22 protein-coding genes are annotated in these 24,634 nt (G+C 54.0%); 12 read left to right on the forward strand and 10 right to left on the reverse strand.

Translation table 11 applies throughout. The features are described 5' to 3' along the window. Positions 1-13: 13 nt before the first annotated feature. Genes ssuB through ssuE form a run of 5 tightly spaced genes read right to left on the reverse strand, consistent with a single transcriptional unit; the run spans position 14 to position 4,280 of the window. Positions 14-805 carry an aliphatic sulfonates ABC transporter ATP-binding protein gene (ssuB, locus tag ACXIZX_RS06245; RefSeq protein ID WP_479403792.1) on the reverse strand — a complete coding sequence of 264 codons (792 nt, stop codon included), beginning with the start codon at positions 803-805 and terminating at the stop codon, positions 14-16. Beyond that, the gene (gene ssuC, locus ACXIZX_RS06250) at positions 802-1,590 is read right to left on the reverse strand and encodes an aliphatic sulfonate ABC transporter permease SsuC (protein ID WP_479403793.1); all 789 of its coding nucleotides are present in this window, start codon (positions 1,588-1,590) and stop codon (positions 802-804) included. The genes ssuB and ssuC overlap by 4 nt, the downstream gene beginning before the upstream one ends. An 11-nt stretch (positions 1,591-1,601) precedes the next feature. Further along, complete coding sequence (gene ssuD / locus ACXIZX_RS06255) at positions 1,602-2,747, reverse strand: FMNH2-dependent alkanesulfonate monooxygenase (protein ID WP_008102354.1); 1,146 nt, start codon at positions 2,745-2,747, stop codon at positions 1,602-1,604. 2 nt (positions 2,748-2,749) lie between these two features. Further along, positions 2,750-3,718 carry an aliphatic sulfonate ABC transporter substrate-binding protein gene (locus tag ACXIZX_RS06260; RefSeq protein ID WP_479403794.1) on the reverse strand — a complete coding sequence of 323 codons (969 nt, stop codon included), beginning with the start codon at positions 3,716-3,718 and terminating at the stop codon, positions 2,750-2,752. Between the two features lie 10 nt (positions 3,719-3,728). Then, on the reverse strand, positions 3,729-4,280 hold the full coding sequence (ssuE, locus tag ACXIZX_RS06265) for an NADPH-dependent FMN reductase (protein ID WP_008102350.1): 552 nt from the start codon (positions 4,278-4,280) through the stop codon (positions 3,729-3,731). 755 nt (positions 4,281-5,035) lie between these two features. Here ssuE and ACXIZX_RS06270 point away from each other — a divergent pair. From ACXIZX_RS06270 to ACXIZX_RS06290, 5 genes are all read left to right on the forward strand, one after another. Further along, on the forward strand, positions 5,036-5,863 hold the full coding sequence (locus ACXIZX_RS06270) for a hypothetical protein (protein WP_479403795.1): 828 nt from the start codon (positions 5,036-5,038) through the stop codon (positions 5,861-5,863). 97 nt (positions 5,864-5,960) lie between these two features. Then, positions 5,961-7,478, forward strand: coding sequence for a lipopolysaccharide biosynthesis protein (locus ACXIZX_RS06275; RefSeq protein WP_479403796.1), 1,518 nt, complete (start codon positions 5,961-5,963; stop codon positions 7,476-7,478). Between the two features lie 2 nt (positions 7,479-7,480). Beyond that, a complete protein-coding gene (locus tag ACXIZX_RS06280) occupies positions 7,481-8,482 on the forward strand; it encodes a glycosyltransferase family 2 protein (protein WP_479403797.1) in 1,002 nt (333 codons plus the stop codon). Positions 8,483-8,601: 119 nt separating this feature from the next. Then, complete coding sequence (gene pyrD, locus ACXIZX_RS06285) at positions 8,602-9,612, forward strand: quinone-dependent dihydroorotate dehydrogenase (protein ID WP_061717105.1); 1,011 nt, start codon at positions 8,602-8,604, stop codon at positions 9,610-9,612. Between the two features lie 148 nt (positions 9,613-9,760). After that, on the forward strand, positions 9,761-10,303 hold the full coding sequence (locus ACXIZX_RS06290; protein WP_154192143.1) for a cell division protein ZapC: 543 nt from the start codon (positions 9,761-9,763) through the stop codon (positions 10,301-10,303). 5 nt (positions 10,304-10,308) lie between these two features. Here ACXIZX_RS06290 and ACXIZX_RS06295 read toward each other — a convergent pair whose 3' ends face one another. Continuing rightward, positions 10,309-11,418: a YcbX family protein gene (locus tag ACXIZX_RS06295; RefSeq protein WP_479403798.1), complete on the reverse strand. Its 1,110-nt coding sequence runs from the start codon at positions 11,416-11,418 to the stop codon at positions 10,309-10,311. 108 nt (positions 11,419-11,526) lie between these two features. Here ACXIZX_RS06295 and rlmKL point away from each other — a divergent pair, with 108 nt between their 5' ends. The 6 genes from rlmKL (at position 11,527) to rmf (ending at position 19,476) form a co-directional block, all read left to right on the forward strand. After that, positions 11,527-13,644, forward strand: a complete 2,118-nt coding sequence (gene rlmKL / locus ACXIZX_RS06300; RefSeq protein WP_479403799.1) for a bifunctional 23S rRNA (guanine(2069)-N(7))-methyltransferase RlmK/23S rRNA (guanine(2445)-N(2))-methyltransferase RlmL — start codon at positions 11,527-11,529, stop codon at positions 13,642-13,644. 5 nt (positions 13,645-13,649) lie between these two features. Then, complete coding sequence (locus ACXIZX_RS06305; protein WP_479403800.1) at positions 13,650-15,560, forward strand: ABC transporter ATP-binding protein; 1,911 nt, start codon at positions 13,650-13,652, stop codon at positions 15,558-15,560. A 15-nt stretch (positions 15,561-15,575) separates the two neighbouring features. Then, entirely contained in the window at positions 15,576-16,859 is a 1,284-nt protein-coding gene (gene pqiA, locus ACXIZX_RS06310) for a membrane integrity-associated transporter subunit PqiA (protein ID WP_008101452.1), read from the forward strand. Beyond that, the gene (gene pqiB / locus ACXIZX_RS06315) at positions 16,831-18,474 is read left to right on the forward strand and encodes an intermembrane transport protein PqiB (RefSeq protein WP_008101450.1); all 1,644 of its coding nucleotides are present in this window, start codon (positions 16,831-16,833) and stop codon (positions 18,472-18,474) included. The genes pqiA and pqiB overlap by 29 nt, the downstream gene beginning before the upstream one ends. After that, entirely contained in the window at positions 18,471-19,037 is a 567-nt protein-coding gene (gene pqiC, locus ACXIZX_RS06320) for a membrane integrity-associated transporter subunit PqiC (protein ID WP_179451346.1), read from the forward strand. Before pqiB ends, pqiC begins: the two co-directional genes overlap by 4 nt. A gap of 271 nt (positions 19,038-19,308) precedes the next feature. Continuing rightward, positions 19,309-19,476: a ribosome modulation factor gene (rmf, locus tag ACXIZX_RS06325; protein ID WP_071531634.1), complete on the forward strand. Its 168-nt coding sequence runs from the start codon at positions 19,309-19,311 to the stop codon at positions 19,474-19,476. 66 nt (positions 19,477-19,542) lie between these two features. On the opposite strand, the gene fabA is transcribed toward rmf, so the two are convergent. Next, a complete protein-coding gene (fabA, locus tag ACXIZX_RS06330; RefSeq protein ID WP_007887361.1) occupies positions 19,543-20,061 on the reverse strand; it encodes a bifunctional 3-hydroxydecanoyl-ACP dehydratase/trans-2-decenoyl-ACP isomerase in 519 nt (172 codons plus the stop codon). A 67-nt stretch (positions 20,062-20,128) separates the two neighbouring features. Next, positions 20,129-21,991 carry an AAA family ATPase gene (locus tag ACXIZX_RS06335; protein WP_052025978.1) on the reverse strand — a complete coding sequence of 621 codons (1,863 nt, stop codon included), beginning with the start codon at positions 21,989-21,991 and terminating at the stop codon, positions 20,129-20,131. A 53-nt stretch (positions 21,992-22,044) separates the two neighbouring features. On the opposite strand from ACXIZX_RS06335, the gene matP reads away from it, so the two are divergent. Further along, positions 22,045-22,512 carry a macrodomain Ter protein MatP gene (gene matP / locus ACXIZX_RS06340; RefSeq protein WP_008101445.1) on the forward strand — a complete coding sequence of 156 codons (468 nt, stop codon included), beginning with the start codon at positions 22,045-22,047 and terminating at the stop codon, positions 22,510-22,512. 73 nt (positions 22,513-22,585) lie between these two features. Here matP and ompA read toward each other — a convergent pair whose 3' ends face one another. Then, positions 22,586-23,653, reverse strand: coding sequence for a porin OmpA (gene ompA, locus ACXIZX_RS06345; protein WP_479403801.1), 1,068 nt, complete (start codon positions 23,651-23,653; stop codon positions 22,586-22,588). 350 nt (positions 23,654-24,003) lie between these two features. Beyond that, on the reverse strand, positions 24,004-24,495 hold the full coding sequence (gene sulA, locus ACXIZX_RS06350; RefSeq protein ID WP_479403802.1) for an SOS-induced cell division inhibitor SulA: 492 nt from the start codon (positions 24,493-24,495) through the stop codon (positions 24,004-24,006). Positions 24,496-24,634: the final 139 nt, after the last annotated feature.

Raw genomic sequence — 24,634 nt, forward strand, 5'->3', positions numbered from 1 at the left:
GCGACCTCTATCACTAACTCTGCTGCGCAAACTTCAACGGCTGTTCTGACGAGCCACGCTTCATCACCCGATCCAGTACTTCCGCTTCCAGCTCTGCTAGCCGCGCTGATCCACGACGGCGTGGGCGTGGCAAATCGACGATCAAATCCAGGCCAATCTGTCCTTCCTCGATTAGCAGCACACGATCGGCTATCGCCACCGCTTCGCTGACATCGTGCGTCACCAGCAGCACGGTGAAGTTATGCTGCTGCCACAGCGACTCAATCAATCCCTGCATTTCGATGCGCGTCAACGCATCCAGCGCACCGAGTGGCTCATCGAGCAGCAGCAAACCTGGACGGTGAATCAGCGCACGTGCCAGCGCCACACGCTGTTTCTGTCCGCCGGACAATGCAGCAGGCCACTCGTTGGCGCGGTCCGCCAATCCCACTGCTTCCAGCGCGTCCAGCGCGGCGGCACGCCATTCGCGGCCTTTCAGTCCCAGCCCAACGTTATCAATCACCTTTTTCCACGGCAGCAAGCGTGAATCCTGGAACATCAAACGCGTATCTTCGCGTGCCTCGGATAACGGCGCATTGCCAGCCAGTAACTCACCGCGCGTGGTCGATTCCAGGCCCGCCAGCAGACGCAGCAAGGTACTTTTCCCGCAGCCGCTGCGGCCGACGACGGCGACAAACTGCCCGGACGGAATATGCAGATCGATATTATTCAGGATGGTGCGATCGCCATATTGCTTGCTGACGCCATTCACACCAACCGGCGTACCGCGATTTAAACGCGCCGGATTTAGGGTTGCGTTGCTCATGCGTTCTCCTTCAATTGGTAGGCCGGATGCCAGCGCAGCCAGACGCGCTCCAGCAGTTGTGCCGCAACGTCAGCCAGTTTGCCGAGCAGGGCATAGAGAATGATGGCCACCACCACCACGTCGGTTTGCAGGAATTCACGCGCGTTCATCGCCAGATAACCAATACCGGAGTTAGCGGAAATGGTTTCGGCGACAATCAGCGTCAGCCACATCAGGCCAAGAGCAAAACGCACGCCAACCATAATCGAAGGCAGCGCACCCGGCAGAATCACCTGAATGAACAGGCTCCAGCCAGACAAGCCGTAGCTGCGCGCCATCTCGACTAAACCCCGATCAATGTTACGAATGCCGTGATAAGTGTTGAGGTAAATCGGGAACAAGGTGCCCAGCGCCACGAGGAAAATTTTGGCGGATTCATCGATGCCGAACCACAGAATCACCAGCGGAATCAGCGCCAGATGCGGCACGTTACGCAGCATCTGCACCGAGGTATCCAGCAAGCGTTCACCGACGCGCGAGGTGCCGGTAATCAATCCCAGAATCAAACCAATCGAGCCGCCGATAGAGAAACCGATGGCGGCACGCCAGCTGCTGATCGCCAGGTTTTGCCACAGTTCACCGCTCACCGTCAGCTTCCAGAAGGTGATGAGGATGTTTTCTGGCGACGGCAAAATGCGCGTCGACAGCCAACCCACTTGCGATGCCAGTTGCCACACCGCAATCAGCACTACCGGCAACACCCAGGGCAGCACCGCATTACTCAGCTGTTTTTTAACGTTCGCCATGATCGAATCCTTTAGCTCTGTGACACTTTTTGCGGCGTGAAGTCGTTGGCCACCGCTTCGCCGTGCGCTTGCACCACGCGCGGCTTCGGTACTTCCGGAATCGCCAAATCGAGGTGCGGGAACAGCAACTCGCCAACGCGATAAGCCTCTTCCAGATGCGGATAGCCGGAGAGAATAAAGGTCTCGATGCCGAGATCCTGATACTCCTGCATGCGCGCCGCCACGGTTGGGCCATCACCCACTAACGCGGTTCCCGCGCCGCCGCGCACCAGACCGACACCGGCCCACAGGTTCGGGCTGATCTCCAGCTTGTCGCGACGTCCACCGTGCAGTGCCGCCATACGCTGCTGGCCCACTGAATCGGTGCGCGCAAACGCGGCCTGCGCTTTGGCGATGGTGGCATCGTCGAGGTGAGCAATTAGACGATCTGCCGCTTGCCACGCTTCTTCATTAGTTTCACGCACAATCACGTGCAGACGAATCCCGAAGCGCACGGTGCGGCCTTGTGCCGCCGCTTTGGCGCGCACTTGCTCAATCTTCTCTTTAACTAACGCGGGCGGTTCGCCCCAGGTGAGATAAACATCAACCTGCTCGGCGGCCAGATCCTGCGCGGCATCCGACGATCCGCCAAACCACAGCGGCGGACGCGGTTCCTGCACCGCTTTAAACATCAGACGCGCACCGCGCACTTTCACATGCTTGCCTTCGTAATCGACCGTTTCGCCTTCGCTTACGCGACGCCAGACGCGGGTAAACTCGGCGGATTCTTCATAGCGTTCGCGGTGATCGAGGAATACGCCATCGCCTGCCAACTCTTCCGGATCGCCGCCGGTAACCAGATTAAACAGCGCGCGACCATTCGACAGACGATCCAGCGTGGCGGCCTGACGCGCCGCTTGCGTCGGTGAAATCACGCCCGGACGCAGTGCAACGAGGAAACGCAGACGCTGCGTCACCGGAATCAGTGATGCTGCCACCAGCCAGGCATCTTCACAGGAGCGGCCGGTGGGGATCAGCACGCCGCCAAAGCCAAGGCGATCCGCTGCCTGCGCAATCTGTTGCAGGTAACCATGATCAACCGGGCGCGAACCTTCCGCTGTGCCAAGATAGTGACCATCGCCGTGCGTCGGGAGAAACCAAAATACGGATACGCTCATGATTAATTTCCTTTAGGCTGGGCGGATTGTGGATGCCAGATGCGGTCAGCGATATTCACTTTTACCGGCATCAGATGATTGGCATAAAATAGATCGGCCGTTTGCTGTTGGGCCTGCGCGGTATGGGCGCTGACCGGCGTAATGGTGGTGGGTGGACGATGGTCGAGATAGCTGGCGATCACCGGTTTCGGTAAGCCCATGGCGTTTGCAAGCAGATCGATACTCTGGTCGCGCTGACTGCGCGTTAATGCATCGGCGTCGCTGAAGGTATTCAGAACCTGCTGCACGAAGGCGCCGTTAGCCTCGATGTATTTGCGCGTGGCTAAATAGAAGGAGCCGGTTTGATTGAGTTTGCTGCCATCGGCCAGCACGCGCACGTTGCCTTGCAGCAGGGCGGCTGAGTAGTAAGGATCCCAAATCGCCCAGGCATCGACGTCACCTTGCTGGAACGCGGCGCGCGCATCGGCGGGTGTCAGATAGGTTGGCTGAATATCTTTAAAGCTCAGTCCGGCTTGTTCCAGCGCACGCAACAGCAAGTTGTGCGAGCTGGAGCCTTTCTGGAACGCCACTTTATGGCCTTTCAGTTCGGCCACGCTGTGAATCGGGCTATCTTTCGGCACCAGAATTACTTCGGCCTGCGGCTTAGGTGGCTCCGAGCCGACGTACAGCAGATCGGCACCCGCAGCTTGCGCAAACAGCGGTGGAATGTCGCCGGTGCTGCCCAAATCGATGCTATCGACGTTAAGCGCCTCGAGCATCTGCGGGCCCGCCGGGAATTCCACCCACTTGATGTTGGTATGCGGGAAGCGCTGCTCCAGCAGCTTATGGGTTTTCGCCAAAACCATGCTCACCGAACCTTTCTGATATCCGATACGCAACTGTTCGGGTGCGTCGGCGGCCTGGGCGCTCACGCTCAAGGTGAGCAGTGCCGCTACGGCTGGCATGAGTAAACCCGTCAATATCCTTTTCATCTCTCTTCCTTTATACCGCTTGTGCGTAAGGTTGGTGGCGACGATGCAGCGCGTGCCAGAAGGTATCCAGCGCTTCGTCAATGCGTTGCGATAGCAGCGGATCGAGCAGCGGCTGGCGATCGTAATCAGTAATCTGGCCGTCAGTGGCAAACACGCCGTGCAACACTTCCTGCGCCTTCAGCGCATTCAGCACCGGCTTCAGCGCGTAATCCACCGCCAGCAGATGTGACGCGCTGCCGCCGCTTGCCAGTGGCAGCACCACTTTGTGCTCCAGCGCGCGCTCTGGCAGCAGATCGAGCAGAGTTTTCAGTGCGCCAGAAAACGAAGCTTTATAAATAGGCGTGGCGACAATCACGCCATCTGCCAGCGCCAAATCAGCTTTCAACGCGGCTAAAGCAGGTGAATCGAAGCGTGCATACAGCAAATCTTCAGGCTGGAAGTTGTGAATATTCCACGGAATCACTTCGACGCCGCGTGCTTCCAGCGCGTGCTGGCAAAGGCTCAGCAGCGCAGTAGAGCGTGAAGGGTAGCGAGGGCTGCCCGCCAGCGTAATAACCCGCATGGTCACTCCTTATAACTGAAAGTTATTGATTATCTGATATTCAGAACTGATGTGTTCAATACTGTCAGAGCAGGCAGCGAGGCTTAAATGATTTATCTGGTAATCCTAAGTCGCAAAATGGGATAGCCAGCGACATATAAAGGAAGGGTAAAAAAGCTGCTGATGGGTACTTAGGCATAATCTGAAAAGCGGTACAGGAAGTGGGCGGTTATATAAATCCTGAGGCCCATTGGACTGAGTTTAATGATTAAGGGTCGTAATGCATGGGTAAAACAGAGGAGTAACCGGAGAAATATATTTACACAGACCACGTGGATGCCGGATAAATGCGGCTGTTACTATTGAAAGATATGGGGAAAAATCAGCAATTCACCACTATTCGTTTTTTCATGAATCGGATTAACCTTAGCAAGCTTTGATTATTTCCTAATATAGCGTGGTTTTTATTTCGCGAAATTTATGTCGAAACACGAATAAAGGTTAATAAAATACGTGCCATTCATCTTGCCGGTTACAACTAATGCAACTTTGCGCAGATCAACTTCACACTTCATGCAGTCGCGCTAAACAATGAATCTCTTAAGTTACGTGTTAATGCTAATAGTGGTTGGAATTACAATCCCCGGCCTGTTTATAATTGGTTGAGCTAATTTCCGCTAGAACACGATAACGATATTTCACTTATTTATTTACGCCCGCGTTTTGTGGCGTGAACTGCCGTTGCGGCAAGCTAATTTATTCTTAGGGAGATAAATATGGGTAGTTCTTCATTTGCTCAGGATTTAACTGAGCAGCAGGTCGTGCCTGCCACCTTCAATCGCATCTCACCCTCACTTAAACCAGAAGAAGAGCTGGTGTGTTATTGGCTGCAACCCGATGCCGCGGGCGCGCATCTTACTTCTTCATTGCTGCCAACCTTCCCGCACAGCACGCCGGCAGAAGATGACTTTCTGCTGTTCAGCGCGGAGCGCAGCGCCTTGCCGGCCAGCCTGCTGCAGGACGTGGCGAAGCTCAGTGACCAGCGTCCAGAGCTGAACTGCTTTATTATCTCGCTGGCGAAGCGCGAGCTGGCGAACGGCTTACACTCGTCTCTGCAGCTGTTTCAGCAACTGCATGAGCAACGCTGGTGGCAGCAGGGCGGCTTTGCGGTGATCTTGCGTGCTGGCCTGGCCCGCGTGGGTGCGCCGCTGACGCGTATTCAGGATGTGATGCTGGCCGGATTACTGCATACGCAAACGGCGTGGGTACTCGATTACGCCAGCGAAGCGTCGCTGACCACCAAAGCCGATGCCTCGCCGCGCTTAACTTATCAACAATTCATTACTGATTATGAAAAACTCACGCGTTTGTCACACTATATTCCGGAGCGAAACCGCTATCGCGAAAGTTATTTACGCAGCGGCTTATTACAATTAGTCCAGTACGAGTTAAGTGGTGCGGCGAAATTCTCAGATAATACCCGCCACGCATTAACCTACTTTGCGGAAAACTTCCCGGCCAAGGGAGCAATGGAAAAACTTATGCTGAAACAACCTGACATCTATTTCTCCATGATGAAAATGAGAAAAAGGCTGGGCGCTTAGCACCAAGGTTAATTTTAAGAATAACTCCGGTGTGCGCGTGAATACTTTTATGTCACGCTTAAGGCCACTGAGATAATCCCCAGATGCCAAAACACCTATGTCTATAAAACGTAACGCGATTGCCAACTATGTTGGTCAAATCTATCTGACGCTGTCAGGTATTTTGGTTGTACCACTTTATATTCAACACTTAGGAATGGAAGCCTACGGTTTAGTGGGCTTCTTTTCGATCTTATTAACCTGGCTGCAATTACTTGATGCCGGTGTTTCTACTACCTTAATGCGGGAAGCGGCGCGCTATCGTGCAAATCAGGCGGAGTTCGTCTGGTTCCCGGCGCTGTTTGCCACGCTGACCAAATTCTTCCTGTTCTCTACCATTGTGCTGGTGGTGTTGGGTTGGCTGGCAACGCCGTGGATTGCCACGCATTGGCTGGATGCGCGTCATCTTCCGGCGGGCGATGTGGTGATTGCCGTGGCGATTATGGTGATCACCGCCGCGATTCGCTGGCGCACCAGTCCGTATCGCAGCGTGATTGTCGGCTTCGAACATCAAGTCTGGCTGAACGGCGTCAACCTGGTCATCACCACCTTACGCACCTTCGGCGCAGTGCTGGTGATTCAGTTCTTCTCTAATCCGGTATTGGCGTTCTTTGTCTGGCAACTGCTGGTATCGATTGCCGAAGCAGCCTGCTGTATCTATAAATCTTGTCAGCTGATTCCCAAAGCGGCGCGCAAAGAGAAGCGCGGCGATCTTAAAGAGGTGCTGAAACCCTTTATTCGTTTTGCCCTCAGCGCGGCATTCTCCAGTGCGGTGTGGACCTTTATTTCGCAAATCGACCGATTGGTACTTTCCAAGACGCTGCCACTAAGCGAATACGGTTCGTTTACCGTGGTGGCGACGGCTGCGACCGGCATTCTGCTGCTCAGCAGCCCGATTATGCAGGCGATTGTGCCACGTATGACCGGCATGAAAACCCGTAAAGAGGGCGATGCGGAGTCGCTGAAACTCTATCGCTACACCACGCAGGCGGTGGCGATCTTTATGGCGCCGCTCAGCATTACTATTGCCTGTTACGCCGGCCCGCTGCTGTGGGCATGGACGCAGAAGAGTCAGATTGTTGATGAGATGTCGTTTGTTCTCAGCCTGTACGCGTTGGGCAGCGGCATTCAGGCCATCTGTGGCTTGCTTTATCACCTGCAATACATCAACGGCAATCTCAAGCTGCACATGAAAGGCTTCACCTGCTTTGCCGTGCTGCTGGTGCCGCTCAATATCTGGTGCGCTATTCACTTCGGCGCGTTGGGCACCGGTTGGTTGTGGCTGGGGCAAAACATCTTCTATCTGGTGGGTTGGGCGTGGCTGGTGCATCGCCGTTTCGCGCCGGGCATTCATTTCACCTGGTTAACCCGCGACGTAATGCTGATTTGGGCGGTTTCCGCCGCCATCGCCTGGTTGAGCACTTTCTTGCCGATCGAGTGGAATCAAAATCGCTGGATCAACCTGCTGTGGCTCGGCTTGATTGGCGCGTTCAATCTTGGTGTCTGCTGCCTGCTGCACAGCGTGGTGTTGAAGCGTCTCAGAATTCCGTTGTTTAACGTTGAGGAAAGAGGATGAGCATGATGTCATCTCACCGTATCCCTACGGTTTCGGTCATCATTCCGAACTGGAATTGCGCGCCCTGGCTGCCAGAAGCGATGAGTTCTTTGTTGCGGCAGTCATCGCCGCCGGAACAGATCATTGTTATCGACGATGGCTCCAGCGATAGCAGCGTGGCCTGGCTAACGGCGTTTGCGGCACAGCATCCGCAGGTGATGCTGCTGAGCGGTGAGCGCGGCGGCGTCAGTGCCGCGCGTATGAAAGGGTTGTCAGTGGCAACCGGCGATTTTGTTTACTTCATGGATGCGGATGATTTTGTCTCCACCGACTTGTTCGCCGACTTCCGTCGCGTGCAGGCGCGCCATGAGGATATTGACCTGTTCTGCTTTGGCGCAAAAATGTTCTTCGATCTGCCCGCCGCGCAGCGTCACTATCAAACCATTCATCAGCGTCACGTCAGTGGATTATTGCCCGGCGGCAGCACCAGCTTGCGTACGCTGATGCAGCATCAGTCGGCGCACCGCGTGGTGTGGAGCAGCATCATTTCGCGTCGCTTGATTGATCAACTGGCGCTGCAGTTTCTGCCGATCCAGAACCATGAAGATGCACCGTACATGTTCGCGCTCTATCTGCAGGCGCGTAACATCTATTGCACCAGCCAAAGCTACTACTACAAACGCTTCATGCTGACTTCGTTGTCGCAGAGCACGCGCGATTTTTCCTACGTGAAAAACTACTTTATTGCGCGTGAAAGCAGCGAACAGTTCCTGCGTGAACAGCAACTGCCGGTGGATGCGGCCTTGCTGGATAGCTATTACCAAACGGTGATGCACAGCTGTTTGTCGCAGATCCGCAAAAATCACATGGTGATCCCGACAGATTGGCAGCCGCAGGTGAATCAGCTGGTGCGCAATGTGTTGCAGCACAGCGCGCGTTTGAAGCTGATGTGGTACTGCCCGACGATTTACAGTGGCCTGCAGGCGTGTCGTGAACAGCTTGGCCGCTATTCTGCACGACGCTGATAACGATCAAATTGTGATGCAGTAGAACAATTTACTTTTGCGCCAGAGCACCTTACCATTCTGGCGCACATTTTCCCGTGCACCCCGACTTCCCTGGTTTCCGTCATTGAGGAGAGTGCATGTTATATCCTATCGTCCGGCCGGCGCTGTTTAAGCTTGATCCTGAGCGTGCGCACGAACTCACCTTTCAACAACTGCGTTTTATCAGCGGCACCCCGCTGGAAGGGCTGATTCGCCAGTCGCTGCCATCACGTCCGGTCACCTGCATGGGATTAACCTTCCCGAACGCGCTCGGCTTAGCCGCCGGCCTCGACAAAAATGCCGAGTGCATTGATGCCTTTGGCGCGATGGGCTTTGGTTTTGTCGAAGTGGGAACGGTAACGCCGCTGGCGCAACCGGGAAATGATAAACCGCGTATGTTCCGCTTAGTGCCCGCCGAAGGAATTATTAACCGCATGGGGTTTAATAATCACGGCGTTGATCATCTGATCGCCAACGTCAAAAAGTCGCGCTTTAAAGGCATTCTCGGCATCAATATTGGCAAAAATAAAGATACGCCGGTTGAGAATGGTAAAGACGATTATCTGATCTGCATGGAAAAGGTATATGCCCACGCGGGTTATATTGCCATCAATATTTCGTCTCCGAACACGCCAGGATTACGCACGCTGCAATATGGTGAAGCGCTGGACGATCTTCTCTCTGCCATCAAATTAAAACAGCAAGAGCTGCAAGAACGGCACCTTAAATATGTGCCGGTGGCGGTAAAGATCGCGCCGGATCTTACCGAAGAAGAATTGATCCAGGTTGCTGACAGTTTGCTGCGCCACCATATTGATGGTGTGATTGCCACCAATACCACGCTCGATCGTTCGCTGGTGACCGGCCTTAAATATGCCGAAGAAGCGGGTGGATTAAGTGGTCGTCCGGTGCAGTCACGCAGCACCGAAGTGATTCGCCGCCTGGCGCAAGAGCTGCAGGGCCGCTTACCTATTATTGGCGTCGGTGGTATTGATTCGCTGGTTTCTGCGCGCGAGAAAATTGCCGCAGGTGCAACATTAGTGCAGATATACTCCGGATTTATTTATAAAGGCCCAGGCTTAATTAAAGATATCGTGACCCACCTCTAAGACATTTCCCACTTTACTGCGCCGAGGGGTTTATTTATCCCTTCGGCTCGTTTATATTTTTTCCTGCTGGTGCATTTTTCAGCTTTTTCTCAGATTTATTTTTTTAATTAAGCGCCATTTAGCGCAGCGATAAACCACAGGGCAGATCATGAAAATCAAACCTGATGACAACTGGCGTTGGTATTTCGACGCAGAGCATGACCGCATGATGCTGGATTTAGCCGACGGTATGTTATTTCGCTCGCGCTTCTCGCGCAAAATGCTGACGCCTGATGCATTTAATGTCAGCGGCTTTTGCGTTGATGACGCCGCGCTCTATTTTACCTTTGAAGAACGTTGCCGTCAGAGTGGATTAAAAGGCGATCAGCGTGCCGAATTAGTTTTAAACGCGCTGGTGGCCAGCCGTTTTCTCAAACCGTTAATGCCTAAAAGCTGGCACTTTGCTCATCACGCGCACAGCTGGCAGCCGGCTGCGGGCGATATGGTGGCGGTGACGCTAGCCGATAGCGGCGAGCAGGCACAACTGTTCGTGGTTGAAAGCGGTGAAAATGCGGCGCTGTGCTTATTAGCGCAAAATGCGTTAACCGTGGCGGGTAAAGGTATGCAGTTGGGTGATGCGATTAAGATCATGAACGATCGTTTACGTCCACAGCAGCAGGAACAAACCGCCCACTTTGCGCGGGCGGTGTAATCGGCTTACGCCAGTTCGATATCGCCTGCCGGAATACAGCTGCAGCTTAAGATCGTGCCATCTGCGCGCACCGCGCTTTTCTTCAGTGCTTTCACTTCACCCGCGACCAACGTCACTTTGCAGCTGCCACAGAGTCCGGCGCGGCACGAGTAGGGAATGCGGAAACCCTGCATCTCCAGCTGTTCCAGCAACACTTGCTGATTGTCGCCGCTAAAGCTCGCACCCTGATAATCAATGGTTACTGTACTGTGACTGCTGGCGACCGGCGCCAGCGTTTCGACCACGGCGCCGGCACCGTAAGCGCGCGGCGTTTGCTTCTCTAAAATGGTCACTGCATCGCCGACGCGAATAATGCCGCTGTTGAGCGCAATCAAATTCAAGCCGAAATCGATATCGCCGCTGCCATCCTGCGCGCTGCGGAAACCCTGCAAGGTGGTAAGCGGTTCGCCATTAGGATGTTTACGGCCGGTTTCGGTGCCGACGGTGGTAAACACGCAGCGGCTGCACGGCTTCGGCATTTCAAAAGTGATCTCGCCAATTTGCAGACGCTTCCAGCTATCTTCTTCCCACGCGGCCGCGCCGCTCACCACCAGATTGGGGCGGAACTGCTCAACGCGCACGCTGGCCGGACAGCGCTGCTGCAGATCCTGCAACGAGGCCATGTTCACCAGCAGGTAGGGAAAACCGTCGGCAAAGCTCAGCGGCACATGATCAAAACGCTTCACGCGGCGCGTCGGTTCCGCGCCGGTCCAGCGCAGTTGCACCGGACGCGGGAAGAAGGTGCTCAACCAGCTATTAATTGTTTCCGGTGCAATACGCGCGGTGAAATGGTTGCCCCAGACTTCGGTAGGTGACTGTTCAGCGGTGAAATCATTAAAGCGGATCAGCGCCTGCGATCCATCCGGTGCTTGTAAAAACAGGCCATCCGGCAGCAGCGCAGGTGTGAAACGCACCATTTCCGGAAACTGGCGCGCGGTGACAAACGTGCCGTCCAGTTCGGTCACCATAAAGATGCGATCAAAGCCCAGACCGCTTTCCAGCACCTGCGCATGTGACAGTTGCAGACCGCGCATAGATTTAACGGGATGGATGTAAAGGCGTGAAAGCGTAATCATCACCACTCCAGAAATAGGGTCATAAGTTTAAAAGAAGCTAACTTTATGACATAGCACGCTGATTCGCTATAATGCGCAGCAATTTAAGCAAGAGTAAAAAGTGACGATATGAATTCTCTGTTTGCCAGTACGGCGCGTGGGCTCGAAGAGCTGTTGAAAAGTGAGCTAGACGCGCTGGGTGCGCAGGATTTGCAGGTGGTGCAGGGCGGCGTCCACTTTCAGGCCGACGACCATGTAATGTACCAAAGCCTGCTGTGGAGTCGTCTGGCTTCGCGCATTTTGCTGCCGCTGGGAGAATTTGGCGTCTGGAGCGATCTCGATCTTTACGTGGGTGCGCAAAGTATTCCATGGACCGAGATGTTCGACAGCAACACCAGTTTTGCCATCCATTTTAGCGGCACCAACGAGGTGATCCGCAACAGCCAGTTCGGTGCGCTGCGTATCAAAGATGCCATCGTTGACAGCTTTACCCGTCAGAACCTGGAACGCCCGAACGTCGATCGTGAACAACCGGGCATCCGCATCAATGCGTGGCTGAACAAAGATCGCGTGAGCATCGCGCTGGATCTGAGCGGTGATTCACTGCATCAGCGCGGCTATCGCCAGCAAACCGGCGCCGCGCCGTTAAAAGAAACCTTAGCGGCGGCGATTGTGATGCGTTCGGGTTGGCAGAGCAGCACGCCGATGGTCGATCCGATGTGTGGTTCCGGTACGCTGCTGCTGGAAGCGGCGCTGATCGCCTGCGATCGCGCGCCTGGCTTACTGCGTACCCATTGGGGCTTCAATCGCTGGAAGAAACACAATCAGGCGGTGTGGCAGGAAGTTCATGCTGCCGCGAAAGAGCGCGCACGCGTCGGCACCGCCGCTACGACAGCCCGTTTCTTTGGCTACGATAATGACAGCCGTGTGCTGGAATCGGCGCGCGCCAATGCTCGTCGTGCCGGCGTGTTCGAGCTTTTCACCTTCGCGCAGCAGGATGTGATCAAGCTGAAGAATCCGCTGGCGGGCAAAGAGATTACCGGCACGGTCTTGAGCAACCCGCCGTACGGTGAACGTCTGGAAAGCGAACCGGCGCTGATTGCGCTGCACAGCCAGCTGGGCCGCATCATGAAGCAGAATTTCGGCGGCTGGAATCTGTCGCTGTTCAGCGCCTCGCCAGAGTTGCTGAGCTGCTTGCAACTGCGTGCCGATCGCCAGTTCAAAGCCAAAAACGGCCCGCTTGAGTGCGTGCAGAAAAACTATCAGCTGGCTGCGACCAGCGCAGAAGGCGGCGCGCAGATCGCGGAAGATTTTGCTAACCGCCTGCGTAAGAATCTGAAGAAGCTGGATAAATGGGCGCGTCAGTCGAATATCGACTGCTATCGTCTGTATGACGCCGATCTGCCTGAGTACAACGTGGCGGTCGATCGTTATGCCGATTGGGTGGTGATCCAGGAGTATGCGCCACCGAAAACCGTGGACGCGAATAAAGCGCGTCAGCGTCTGTTTGATGTGATCAGCGCCACGCTGAGCGTGCTGGAGATTCCGGCGAATCGTCTGGTGATGAAAACCCGCGAGCGTCAGAAAGGTAAAAGCCAGTATCAAAAGCTGGGCGAGAAGGGCGATTTCTTTGAAGTGCAGGAATTTGATGCGCGCCTGCTGGTGAATCTCACCGATTATCTGGATACTGGTTTGTTCCTCGATCACCGTATCGCGCGCCAGATGCTGGGCAAAATGAGCGCAGGCAAAGATTTCCTCAACTTGTTTGCCTATACCGGCACCGCCAGCGTGCACGCCGGTTTGGGTGGCGCGAAAACCACCACCACCGTAGATATGTCGCGTACCTATCTCGAGTGGGCCGAGCGCAACCTTCGTCTCAACGGTTTAACCGGTCGTCAGCACCGCCTGATGCATGCGGATTGCCTGAGCTGGCTGCGCGAGAGTGATGAGCAGTTCGATTTGATCTTTATCGATCCACCGACGTTCTCTAACTCAAAGCGCATGGAAGACGATTTCGACGTGCAGCGCGATCACATGATGCTGATGCAGAACCTGAAACGTCTGCTGCGTCGCGGTGGCACCATTATGTTCTCCAACAACAAGCGCGGCTTCAAAATGGATCTCGACGGCTTAGAACGTCTGGGTCTGCAGGCGCAGGAAATTACCCAAAAAACGCTGTCGCAGGATTTCGCGCGCAACCGTCAAATTCACAACTGCTGGCTGGTTAGCCACGCCGGTAAGGAATAAGTTTTATGTCACTGATCAGTATCCATGGCGCTTACCTCTCGTTCAGCGATGCGCCGCTGTTGGATAACACCGAACTGCATATCGAAGAGGGCGAACGCGTCTGTCTGGTTGGCCGTAACGGCGCCGGTAAATCGACGCTGATGAAAATCATCAACGGCGAACAGCCGCTGGATGATGGCCGCATCATTTATGAGCAGGATTTGGTGGTGGCGCGTCTGCAACAGGATCCGCCACGCAACATTACCGGTTCCGTTTACGACTTCGTTGCCGAAGGCGTGGCCGAGCAGGCTGAGCATCTCAAGGCTTATCACGCGATTTCCCATCTGGTGATGGAAGATCCGAGCGAGAAGAACCTCAACGAGATGGGCCGTCTGCAAACCATTCTTGATCACCAAAACCTGTGGCAGCTTGATAGCCGTATCAACGACGTGCTGCTGCAGATTGGTCTGGATGCGGACACCGAGTTGTCCTCGCTTTCCGGCGGCTGGCTGCGTAAAGCGGCATTGGGCCGCGCGCTGGTGAGCAACCCGCGTGTGCTGATGCTCGACGAACCGACGAACCATCTCGATATCGAAACCATCGACTGGCTGGAAACGTTCCTCAAGACCTTTAGCGGCAGCATCGTGTTCATCTCGCATGACCGTTCATTTATCCGCAACATGGCAACGCGTATTGTCGATCTCGATCGCGGCAAGCTGGTTTCCTGGCCGGGCAACTACGATCTGTTCCTGACCGGTAAAGAAGAAGCGTTGCGTGTTGAAGAGATGCAGAACGCTGAGTTCGATCGCAAGCTGGCGCAGGAAGAAGTGTGGATCCGTCAGGGCATCAAAGCGCGCCGCACGCGTAACGAAGGCCGCGTACGTGCCTTGAAAGCGCTGCGTAACGAGCGCTCTGCACGCCGTGAAGTGATGGGCAAAGCCAATATGCAGGTCGGCGAAGCGGCACGTTCCGGCAAAATCGTGTTTGAGATGGAAGATGTCAATTACAGTGTGGGTGGCAAAACCCTGGTGAAAGACTTCTCTACTCAGGTGCAGCGCGGCGACAAAATCGCCCTGATCGGCCCGAACGGTTGCGGTAAAACCACCTTGCTGCGTTTGATGCTGGATCAGCTGAAAGCCGACAGCGGCCGCGTGCACTGCGGTACCAAGCTGGAAATCGCGTACTTCGATCAGCACCGCGCCGAGCTGGATCCGGATCGTACCGTGATGGATAACCTCGCCGAAGGTAAGCAGGAAGTGATGGTTAACGGCAAACCGCGCCATGTGCTCGGTTACCTGCAGGACTTCCTGTTCCATCCGAAACGCGCCATGACGCCGGTGCGCGCCTTGTCCGGCGGTGAGCGTAACCGCCTGCTGCTGGCGCGTCTGTTCCTCAAGCCAAGCAACCTGCTGATTCTCGATGAACCGACCAACGACCTCGACGTCGAAACGCTGGAGCTGCTGGAAGAGCTGGTGGATGGTTATCAGGGCACCGTGATGCTGGTGAGCCACGATCGTCAATTCGTCGACAACACCGTGACTGAATGCTGGATCTTTGAAGGCAACGGCGAAATCGGTACCTTTGTTGGTGGCTATCACGATGCACAGCAACAGCGCGCCGCGTATAAGCAGGGTAAAGCCACTCAGGCCAAATCGGCTGCACCGGCGAAAACTGCAGACAAAAGTGACGCCGCCAAACGTCCGGCCAACAAGCTAAGCTATAACCTGGCACGTGAGCTGGAACAGCTGCCGCAAAAACTGGAACAGCTGGAAATCCGCATTGGTGAGTTGCAGGCTAAAATGAGTCATCCGGACTTCTTCAGCCAGCCACACGATAAAACCCAGCCGGTTCTGGATGCGTTAGCGCAAACCGAGCAGGAACTGGAAGTGGCGTTTGAACGTTGGGAAGAGCTGGAAGCGCTGAAAAACGGCGCGTAATCGGAAGGAGTCAGCATGTGTGCAGCGGATCAAGCGCATCAGTGGAGTCTTTGTCCACAGTGTGATTTAACAGTAAAGCTGCCCGCTGTACCGGTCGGCAGCCGTGCGCGTTGCCCGCGTTGTCACACCACGCTGCAAGCCAACTGGCAAGAGCCGCGTCGACGTCCGACCGGCTACGCCCTTTCGGCGCTGTTTATGCTGGTGCTAGCCAATCTGTTTCCTTTCATCAATATGCACGTCGCGGGATTGAGCAGCCAGATATCGCTGCTCGAAATCCCGCAGGTGATGGATCGTGAAGATTACCGCAGCCTGGCAACGCTGTTTCTGCTGTTCGTGCAGGGCATTCCAGCCTTCTGCATGATCACCATTATCCTGCTGGTCAATAACGTTCGCATGCCGCATAACCTGCGGCTTGGGTTGGCGCGCGTGCTGTTTCAGCTGCGTAGCTGGGGCATGGCGGAAATCTTTATGGCCGGCGTGCTGGTCAGTTTCGTTAAGCTGATGGCGTACGGTGAAATTGGCCTCGGCAGCAGCTTCTGGCCGTGGTGTCTGTTCTGCGTGCTGCATCTGCGGGCGTTTCAATGTGTTGATCGCCGCTGGGTGTGGCAACGTATCGATCCGTTACCGCCGCTGCCGAAAGTGCCGCTGGCCGGTGTTAGCGGCTTAAAGCAGGGTTTGCGTAGCTGTCCTTGTTGCACCGCTATTCTGCCCGCCGACCAACTGGCGTGTCCGCGTTGTGGTGTGAAGGCGCATGCGCGCCGCAAGAACAGTCTGCAATGGACGCTGGCGCTGCTGATCACCTCGGTGATGCTCTACATTCCCTCCAATATCATGCCGATCATGGTGACCGAAACGCTCGGTTCGCAATATCCTTCGAACATTATGGCCGGGGTGATTTTGCTGTGGAGCGACGGTTCGTGGCCGGTAGCGCTGGTGATATTCATCGCCAGTATCATGGTGCCTTCGCTGAAAATGCTGGCGATTGCCTGGCTGTGCTGGCACGGCAGCGGACGCGGGGGGCGCGATGATGAAAAGATGCACGTGATTTATGAGGTGGTTGAATTCGTTGGCCGCTGGTCAATGATTGATGTGTTTGTCATCGCCGTTCTCTCTGCGCTGGTGCGGATGGGAAGGCTGATGAGTGTGTATCCTGCGCCGGGTGCGCTGCTGTTTGCCATGGTGGTGATTCTCACGATGTTCGCCGCCATGACCTTTGATCCGCGCCTGCTGTGGGATCGACAACGAGAAACTGAACGTAAGGAGCCGCGTCTTGACGGACAACCATCACGGGACTGCTAAGGTCGACCAGATTAAACGCTGGTCACCGGTCTGGATTGTACCCATCGTCACGCTGTTAATCGGCGGATGGATTCTTTTTTATCACTTCAGCCATCAGGGCCCGGAAGTCACGCTGATTACCGAGAATGCGGAAGGCATTGAAGCCGGTAAAACCACCATTAAAAGCCGCAGCGTCAACGTCGGCGTGGTGGAAAGCGCGGTTCTGACCGACGATCTACATCACGTAGAGATTAAAGCGCGTCTTAATTCCGGCATGGAAAAGTTGCTGCAAGGCGATAGCGCATTCTGGGTGGTCAAACCGCAAATTGGCCGCGAAGGTATTTCCGGTTTAGGTACCTTGTTGTCGGGTGCTTACATCGAACTGCAGCCGGGCGCGAAGGGCGATAAGCCAGAGAGATACCAACTGCTGGATGCGCCGCCGTTAGCGCCGCCGGATGCCAAAGGCATTCGTGTCACGCTTGACAGTAAGAAAGCGGGACAGCTGAATCCGGGCGATCCGGTGCTGTTCCGTGGTTATCGTGTCGGCTCGGTAGAAACCAGCACCTTTGATACCGATAAACGCATGATGGCTTACCAGCTGTTTATCTCGGCGCCTTATGATCGCCTGATCACCACCAACGTGCGCTTCTGGAAAGACAGCGGCATTGCGGTGGATATGTCGGCATCTGGCATGCGCGTAGAGATGGGATCGCTCACTACGCTGTTCAGCGGTGGCGTCAGTTTTGACGTGCCGGATGGCGCTGAATTGGGCCGTGCTGCGGAGAACAAAGCGGAATACCATCTGTACGACGATCAGCGCAGCATCCAGGATTCGCTCTACAGCGCTCACACCGATTTCCTGCTGTTCTTCACCGATTCGATTCGTGGCTTGCAGGTTGGCGCACCGGTTGAGTTCCGTGGCATTCGTCTGGGTACGGTTTCACAAGTGCCTTACATGATTCCAGGCGTGAACCAGGCGCTGAATACTGACTATCGTGTGCCAGTGCTGATCCGCATTGAGCCGGATCGTTTTGTTAATCGTCTGGGCGGGGATTTCAATCTTGAGCAGCATCTACAGGAAGGCAAAAAACGCGGTCTGCGTGCGACGCTGAAGACCGGCAATCTGCTGTCTGGCGCGCTGTTTATCGACCTTGATTTCTATGACAACGCACCGGCATATAAAGGCCCGAATGAAGTGGCTGGCCTGGAAGTGATTCCAACCGTCAGCGGCGGCCTGGCGCAGATTCAGCAGAAATTGATGGCGGCGCTGGATAAGATCAACGGCTTGCCACTCAATCCTGTGCTGAACGAAGCCACCGGTACCTTGAAAGAGAGTCAGCGCACGCTGCAGCAACTACAGAAGACGCTGGATAACCTCAATCAGGTCACGGCGAATCCGGCGATGAAAACGCTGCCTTCAGATATGCAGCAAACCCTGCGCGAACTGAATCGTAGTATGAAAGGGCTGCAGCCAGGTTCGCCGGCTTACAGCAAGCTGGTGGGCGATATGCAGCGGCTTGATCAGGTTTTACGTGAACTGCAGCCGGTGCTGAAAACGCTGAATAGCAAAAGTAACGCGCTGGTGTTTGAAGCCAAGCCGGGCCAGGATCCACAGCCAAAGAGGGCGAAACAGTGAAAAAAGGGCTAATTATCGGGGCGCTGTTGCTGCTGTCAGGCTGCAGCAGCACCATTGAAAATACCTATTATCAGCTGCCGGCAGGCAATAATGTGGCGCGCGTTGAAAGTGCCGCGGGCACTGGACAGCCGATGATTTGGGTCGAGCAGGTGACGGTGCCGGATTATATGGCGGGCAATGGCCTGGTGTATCAGACCAGCGATGTGAAGTACGTGATTGCGGCCAATAACCTGTGGGCCAGTCCGCTTGATCAACAGCTGCAGCAAACGCTGATCAGTAATCTCAGCAAAGCGCTGCCTGGTCGTTTGGTTGCTGGTGCTCCGCTGGGCGATAGCCACGACACGCTCTCCGTCAATGTCACCGGTTTCCAGGGACGTTACGATGGGCAAGTGGTGGTGAGTGGCGAATGGTTACTGCAGCATCAAGGGCGCCTAATCAAACATGGCTTTAATCTGACGCTGCCGCAAACTGAAGATGGCTATGATGCGTTGGTGCGTACTCTGGCTCTCGGCTGGCAGCAAACGGCGCAACAAATCGCAAATAGTGTCGTTTCGCTAAATTAAGATTTGTTCGATGCTTATGCTAAGTCCTTGATTTGCTGTAGTGTGATCGCAGTCAAATCAGGGGCTTTTTTTATTGCCTAATCAGCCAGATAGACATTCCACTGACAATTCTACATGGCACTTTAACGTCAAAAACATGACATTGGCGTGAATTTTGCGCATTGACCTTTCTTCTGCATCGGGTTAGAACATTACTGTGGTTGAACATTATATCGCCACTCTTTCTTTCCACCCAGATTCCACCAGACCTGAAAAATGAGGGAAACGAGGCATGAAGAGACAGAAGAGAGACCGCCTGGAACGAGCACATTCACGAGGCTACCAAGCCGGGATTACAGGGCGTTCAAAAGAGATATGCCCTTATCAATTGATCGATGCACGGTCTCACTGGTTGGGAGGTTGGCGTCAAGCCATGGAGGACAGGTCAGCGGTGGCCTAGCACTGCTGGATGTCTATCATTATGGAAGAAACCTCCGCTGCGTGCGGAGGTTTTCGTTTGGAAGGATTAGAAAGCGGAAGTGTCTTTGAACAGACCCACTTTCAAATCAGTCGCAGAGTAAATCAGGTTCCCGTCAACGAAGACTTCGCCATCTGCCACGCCCATCACCAGTTTACGGTTGATCACACGCTTGAAGTGAATTTTGTAGGTCACTTTCTTCGCGGTAGGCAGGACTTGTCCAGTGAACTTCACTTCACCCACGCCCAATGCGCGGCCTTTACCTTCTGCGCCCAGCCAGCCGAGGTAGAAACCAACCAGCTGCCACATCGCATCAAGGCCAAGACAACCCGGCATCACCGGATCGCCAATGAAGTGGCAGTCAAAGAACCACAGGTCAGGGCGGATATCCAGTTCGGCTTCTACGAAACCTTTATCGAATTTACCGCCGTCTTCGGTCATTTTGACCACGCGGTCCATCATCAACATGTTGTTGGATGGAAGCGGCGGTCCATTTTCGCCAAACAGTTCGCCGCGACCCGAGGCAACCAGGTCTTCTTTACTATAGGATTCGCGTTTATCTACCATGTTCTCAATATGCCTTCTTTTAGTGAAGCCCGAATATTAGCGAACAGTTGTACGCTGAGCAATCTTATCAGCTGTGGTTGAACCAGTTGAGCCAACGTAATGGCCATGGACGCAGGCGAGCTTCCTGCTGATTCAACTGGGTAATGCGTTCCTGAATGGTGCTAAGCAATGATTCGCCGCTTTCACTCTGCCAGGCAATGCCGGTCAGCAGCGGCAGCGCTTCATCGACGCTCTCAATGGCCCAAAGATGGAATTGTCCGGCTTTAACCGCTTCCACTACGTCCTGATTCAAACTGAGATGGCGCGCGTTACTGGCAGGGAAAATCACACCTTGCTTACCGGTCAGTTCACGTGAGTTGCAGATGTGGAAAAAGCCTTCAATTTTTTCGTTCAGGCCACCGACGGGCTGCACGTTACCAAACTGATCCACTGAACCGGTCACCGCAATCTGCTGGTTAACTGGCTGGTTAGCCAGTGCACTGATTAACGCACACAGCTCGGCCAGCGAGGCGCTGTCGCCATCTACTTCGGAATAGGATTGTTCAAACACCAGCGAAGCCGAGAAGGGCAGTTGTTGCTCCAGTTCCAGCTCGGCAATCAGGTAGGCTTGCATAATCATCATGCCTTTCGCATGAATGTTGCCACCCAATTCGGCTTTACGCTCCACATCGGTGAACTCGCCATCGCCCGGATGAACCACACAGGTAATGCGCGAAGGTTCGCCCCACGGACGCGGATGACCAGGGAACTCAACCACTGAAAGGCCATTGATTTGGCCAACCACTTCGCCTTCGGTCTCAATCATGATCTGATTAAGCAGGATTTCATCGCGCATACGGTCGGCGAGGAAGCCTTCACGCCACTGGCGTGCTTCCAGTGCTTCTTTCAGCGCTTCGGCATTGATGCTGTCGCCATGCAGCGCCGTTTCCTGCAGTTGACGACGAAGCCAGCGTGGGCAAAGCGGTAAGGTGTCTTGATCACCGGTCATGCGTGCCGCTTCGGTGATCAACAATGGCCAGAAATCCGCTTCAGGCTGCGCTAATCCGGCTTGTTCAGCTTGGGTTAGAGTCCATTGGCACCATGATGTCATGTCGTCTTCGTCGAGAATCTGTAAGCTCTCTTCAAATTCGCTATACAGCGCCATCTCATGAACTTCTACGTCCATTTCCTGGAAGGCGGCCAGTGCATCACGATCGCCACACAGAACCAGACGCAGTTGCAGCGGTAGCGAGGGAATGGCGACGGGCAGCGGTTGACGCTCATCCTGTGAATACCAATCGAAGCGACCTTGCTCAATGCACTTGCGTAGACGTAGCCACAACAGCGGCTGTGCCAGCAAAGTATTGACCGCAAGTATTAACGTGCCGCCATTGGCACGATGCAGTAAGCCTGGTTCAGGCTGCACACGGTCTTTATATTGACGTACACATCCGAACAGTTGCTCAGCTTCAATCCAGTCGGCGAAATGCACGCCGCCCTGGCTGGTGAACGGACGATTGATATCGGTGGGCGCGAGTAGGCTAACGTTGTCGCCCATCACATGATAGTCACCACCGTAGAGAGCAATCTCATCCGGCTGGAAACGCTGCGCTGCATCGGCGATGCAGGCCAGGTAATCGCTATTTTCCTGACTGCGCAATAACAGCAGTGGAAAACCCAGGGTTTGATGATGTAAATGCGCCAGCGCATTCAGCAGACGCGGCTGAACCGCGGCAAGACTATCGCAATCTTCCAGTGAGACGTTCGAGAAAATGGATTGGTAGCGGTCGCTATCCGGCTGCAGGGCTTGCCACGTAATTTGAGTGCTGGTCAAAATATTCGCATTAGTCTGATTTAGGAAAAGCGCGATTATACAGGAATCAACCCGGTTAATCACGGCGGAGTTCCGGCCCGGATTGTGACGGCTGCAACATGTTTTTCCTTGCTGCATCCAGGAAAAAAGCTGTTATTCTTAGTTTGTTACGTGATCACGATGAGATTCCGATGAAATACCAGCAACTCGAAAATCTTGAAAGTGGATGGAAGTGGAAATACCTGGTGAAAAAGCATCGGGAGGGTGAACTGATCACCCGTCATCTTGAGCTTAGCGCGGCGCAAGCTGCGGTTGATACGTTGCTATCGATGGAAAATAGCCCGGTTGAGGTTAACGAGTGGATCGCTCAGCACATTCATCCTGATTTGGAGAATCGTCTCAAGCAGACGATACGTGCGCGCCGTAAGCGTCACTTTAATGCCGAGCATCAACATACGCGTAAGAAATCGATCGATCTGGAATATCTGGTGTGGCAGCGACTAGCGGGATTGGCACAGCGTCGCAGTAATACGCTATCAGAAACCATCGTCCAGTTGATTGAAGATGCCGAACGCAAAGAGAAGTATGCCAGCCAGATGTCTACGCTGAAGCAAGATCTGCAGGCGATCCTTGGGAATGGTGGCTCGGAAAAAGAGTAGAATTCTTTTCGTTCTCATTACATTCAGCCATAAAAAAACCCCGCCTTAGCGGGGTTTTTTACTGCGTGATAACTTAAGCCTGTGGCTGAGTTACAACGTCTTTGATACCTTTCACGTCGATTTCAACGCGACGGTCTGGCGCCAGGCAGTCGATCAGGGCATTACGGCCTTTCACGCTGTCACAGGTGTTGCCAGTAACTGGGTTAGATTTGCCCATACCGCGTGCAGAGATCTTGTTAGAAGGGATACCTTTAGATACCAGGTAATCAACTACAGACTGAGCGCGTTTCTCAGACAGTTTCTGGTTGTACTGCTCTGAACCGATGCGATCGGTGAAGCCCAGTACTACAACAGAACCGTCTTTCGGATCCATTGAGCTCAGCTGGCTGTACAGCTGATCCAGAGCCTGCTGACCTTCTGGCTTCAGAGTTGCCTTGTTGAAGGTGAACAGAACGTCAGACTTCAGAGTGAAACGCTTGGTTTCAACAACTGGCGCTGGAGCTGGAGCCGGAGCTACAACTGGCGCTGCATCTTCTTCCTGACCGAAACGGTAAGAAACGCCGACGCTCAGCATGCTGTTGTCTGGACGCGCACCAACGGTACCTGCGTCACCGATGTTGTTAACCCACTGATAGTCCAGGCGAGTCGCCCAGTTTTTGGTCAGTGCGTATTCAACACCAACAGCAGCCAGCGGAGAAACGCCGGTGTCGTGGTCGCTGTGACGAACGCCATCGGTGTTCTGAGTAGAGTCTGCACGCCATACCATGCCACCCAGACGGGTGTAGACATCGAAGTCTTCGGTGATTGGGTAGCTCAGTTTAGCAGCCAGCTGAACGCCTTGTGCTTTGAACGCGCCATTGGTCACGTTGCCTTTGTTAGGCATACGGCCCAACCAGTCGTAGCCCAGCTCGAAGCCCAGGTACGGGTTAGCTTGGTAACCTGCGAATGCACCAGCTCCCAGCTGAGATTCGTGAGTTGGACCGTCGTTGTTCGCGTAACCGTTACCGTAGTAACCAGTATCGTGATACTGAGACCAGCCCAGTTTAGCACCGGTGTACCAGGTGTTATCTTTAGGTGCGGCCTGCGCTACGGTAGCGAAGCCAGCCAGTGCCACTGCAATTGCGATAGCTGTCTTTTTCATTTTTGCGCCTCGTTATCATCCAAATAGGCAATGAGCAAAAAGGTTGCTCTTTGTGTTAATCCTTCGCCGGGTCTAAACGCTCGCTTTTGACTCTACCGAAAAAACGGAGGTTATTGAGCACCCTGGCGAGCTAAAGTCTACAACGAGATTGGAAACTTACAAGTATGATGTGACGCCGGGCAGCAAAAAAACAGCGATTTATACACACATTTTAACAAATCACCTGGCTAAATCTTCGGTATTAGAAAACAAAAAAGCGTCTAAGCCATTGTCATAGCTGGCGGGAAAAGAATCAGTAGCTTAGATGCAACTTATGCAAAAAAAATGCTGAGAAAATTCCTGGAATTTACTTAATGAAACAATTCAGACGGAATTTTTGCTGAGTTAGGTTGTCTGGAAGGGGCATATTGACGTCCGTGCGGACGCAAAATCAGACCGAGTGCTTCACCTTCCGCCGCTGCTTGTTCCAATTCTAAACGCTCTTCATCACTCAATTCGTACGGAATCCAGGCAAGAACGACGCTGTAATTACCCGTACGTAATGCCTTCACCATACTTTCCACGGTGTTAAAACGTTCAGATTCGGTGATATGCATACTCTTTTCTAACGGCAATCCCGACTGCTGCATCCAGTTACGATTCAGCTTATGTGCTGGAGTGAGCCACAGCTGCCAGCGTGATTGCTCACTCAGCTGTTTTAGTACCGGCAACAGCATAAGTTGCATCATTCCAGGTTGTTCGCTGGAACGCAGTTCAGTGATTCCACCCAGCGAAGGTTGCGCTAAGCTGGATGAAGCGAAACGATTTGAACGGTCAGCAGAGCCAGAGAAATGAGTACGCATAATTTAATCACTCAGTAATGAACTGTATGGATGTACAGTAATGGCTTCCTGGATAAAGATCAACCTCAATTTCTGAAAACGCCTCGCAATTTCTGCACAAGATCCCGCCCGCCTGCTTTTATTCATTGAACAGCTAAAT

Source organism: Candidatus Pantoea symbiotica (assembly GCF_056491525.1).

What these genes read in the sequence shown, in the direction of transcription:
- pyrD (WP_061717105.1), top strand. Translation starts at nt 8,602, where the DNA reads ATGTTATATCCTATCGTCCGGCCGGCGCTGTTTAAGCTTGATCCTGAG.
- ACXIZX_RS06260 (WP_479403794.1), bottom strand. Translation starts at nt 3,718, where the DNA reads ATGAAAAGGATATTGACGGGTTTACTCATGCCAGCCGTAGCGGCACTG.
- ACXIZX_RS06275 (WP_479403796.1), top strand. Translation starts at nt 5,961, where the DNA reads ATGTCTATAAAACGTAACGCGATTGCCAACTATGTTGGTCAAATCTAT.
- ssuD (WP_008102354.1), bottom strand. Translation starts at nt 2,747, where the DNA reads ATGAGCGTATCCGTATTTTGGTTTCTCCCGACGCACGGCGATGGTCAC.
- ACXIZX_RS06295 (WP_479403798.1), bottom strand. Translation starts at nt 11,418, where the DNA reads ATGATTACGCTTTCACGCCTTTACATCCATCCCGTTAAATCTATGCGC.
- ssuC (WP_479403793.1), bottom strand. Translation starts at nt 1,590, where the DNA reads ATGGCGAACGTTAAAAAACAGCTGAGTAATGCGGTGCTGCCCTGGGTG.
- ACXIZX_RS06305 (WP_479403800.1), top strand. Translation starts at nt 13,650, where the DNA reads ATGTCACTGATCAGTATCCATGGCGCTTACCTCTCGTTCAGCGATGCG.
- rlmKL (WP_479403799.1), top strand. Translation starts at nt 11,527, where the DNA reads ATGAATTCTCTGTTTGCCAGTACGGCGCGTGGGCTCGAAGAGCTGTTG.
- ssuB (WP_479403792.1), bottom strand. Translation starts at nt 805, where the DNA reads ATGAGCAACGCAACCCTAAATCCGGCGCGTTTAAATCGCGGTACGCCG.
- ACXIZX_RS06335 (WP_052025978.1), bottom strand. Translation starts at nt 21,991, where the DNA reads ATGCAGCAAGGAAAAACATGTTGCAGCCGTCACAATCCGGGCCGGAAC.
- ACXIZX_RS06290 (WP_154192143.1), top strand. Translation starts at nt 9,761, where the DNA reads ATGAAAATCAAACCTGATGACAACTGGCGTTGGTATTTCGACGCAGAG.
- ACXIZX_RS06270 (WP_479403795.1), top strand. Translation starts at nt 5,036, where the DNA reads ATGGGTAGTTCTTCATTTGCTCAGGATTTAACTGAGCAGCAGGTCGTG.
- ACXIZX_RS06280 (WP_479403797.1), top strand. Translation starts at nt 7,481, where the DNA reads ATGATGTCATCTCACCGTATCCCTACGGTTTCGGTCATCATTCCGAAC.
- fabA (WP_007887361.1), bottom strand. Translation starts at nt 20,061, where the DNA reads ATGGTAGATAAACGCGAATCCTATAGTAAAGAAGACCTGGTTGCCTCG.
- pqiA (WP_008101452.1), top strand. Translation starts at nt 15,576, where the DNA reads ATGTGTGCAGCGGATCAAGCGCATCAGTGGAGTCTTTGTCCACAGTGT.
- matP (WP_008101445.1), top strand. Translation starts at nt 22,045, where the DNA reads ATGAAATACCAGCAACTCGAAAATCTTGAAAGTGGATGGAAGTGGAAA.
- sulA (WP_479403802.1), bottom strand. Translation starts at nt 24,495, where the DNA reads ATGCGTACTCATTTCTCTGGCTCTGCTGACCGTTCAAATCGTTTCGCT.
- rmf (WP_071531634.1), top strand. Translation starts at nt 19,309, where the DNA reads ATGAAGAGACAGAAGAGAGACCGCCTGGAACGAGCACATTCACGAGGC.
- ompA (WP_479403801.1), bottom strand. Translation starts at nt 23,653, where the DNA reads ATGAAAAAGACAGCTATCGCAATTGCAGTGGCACTGGCTGGCTTCGCT.
- ssuE (WP_008102350.1), bottom strand. Translation starts at nt 4,280, where the DNA reads ATGCGGGTTATTACGCTGGCGGGCAGCCCTCGCTACCCTTCACGCTCT.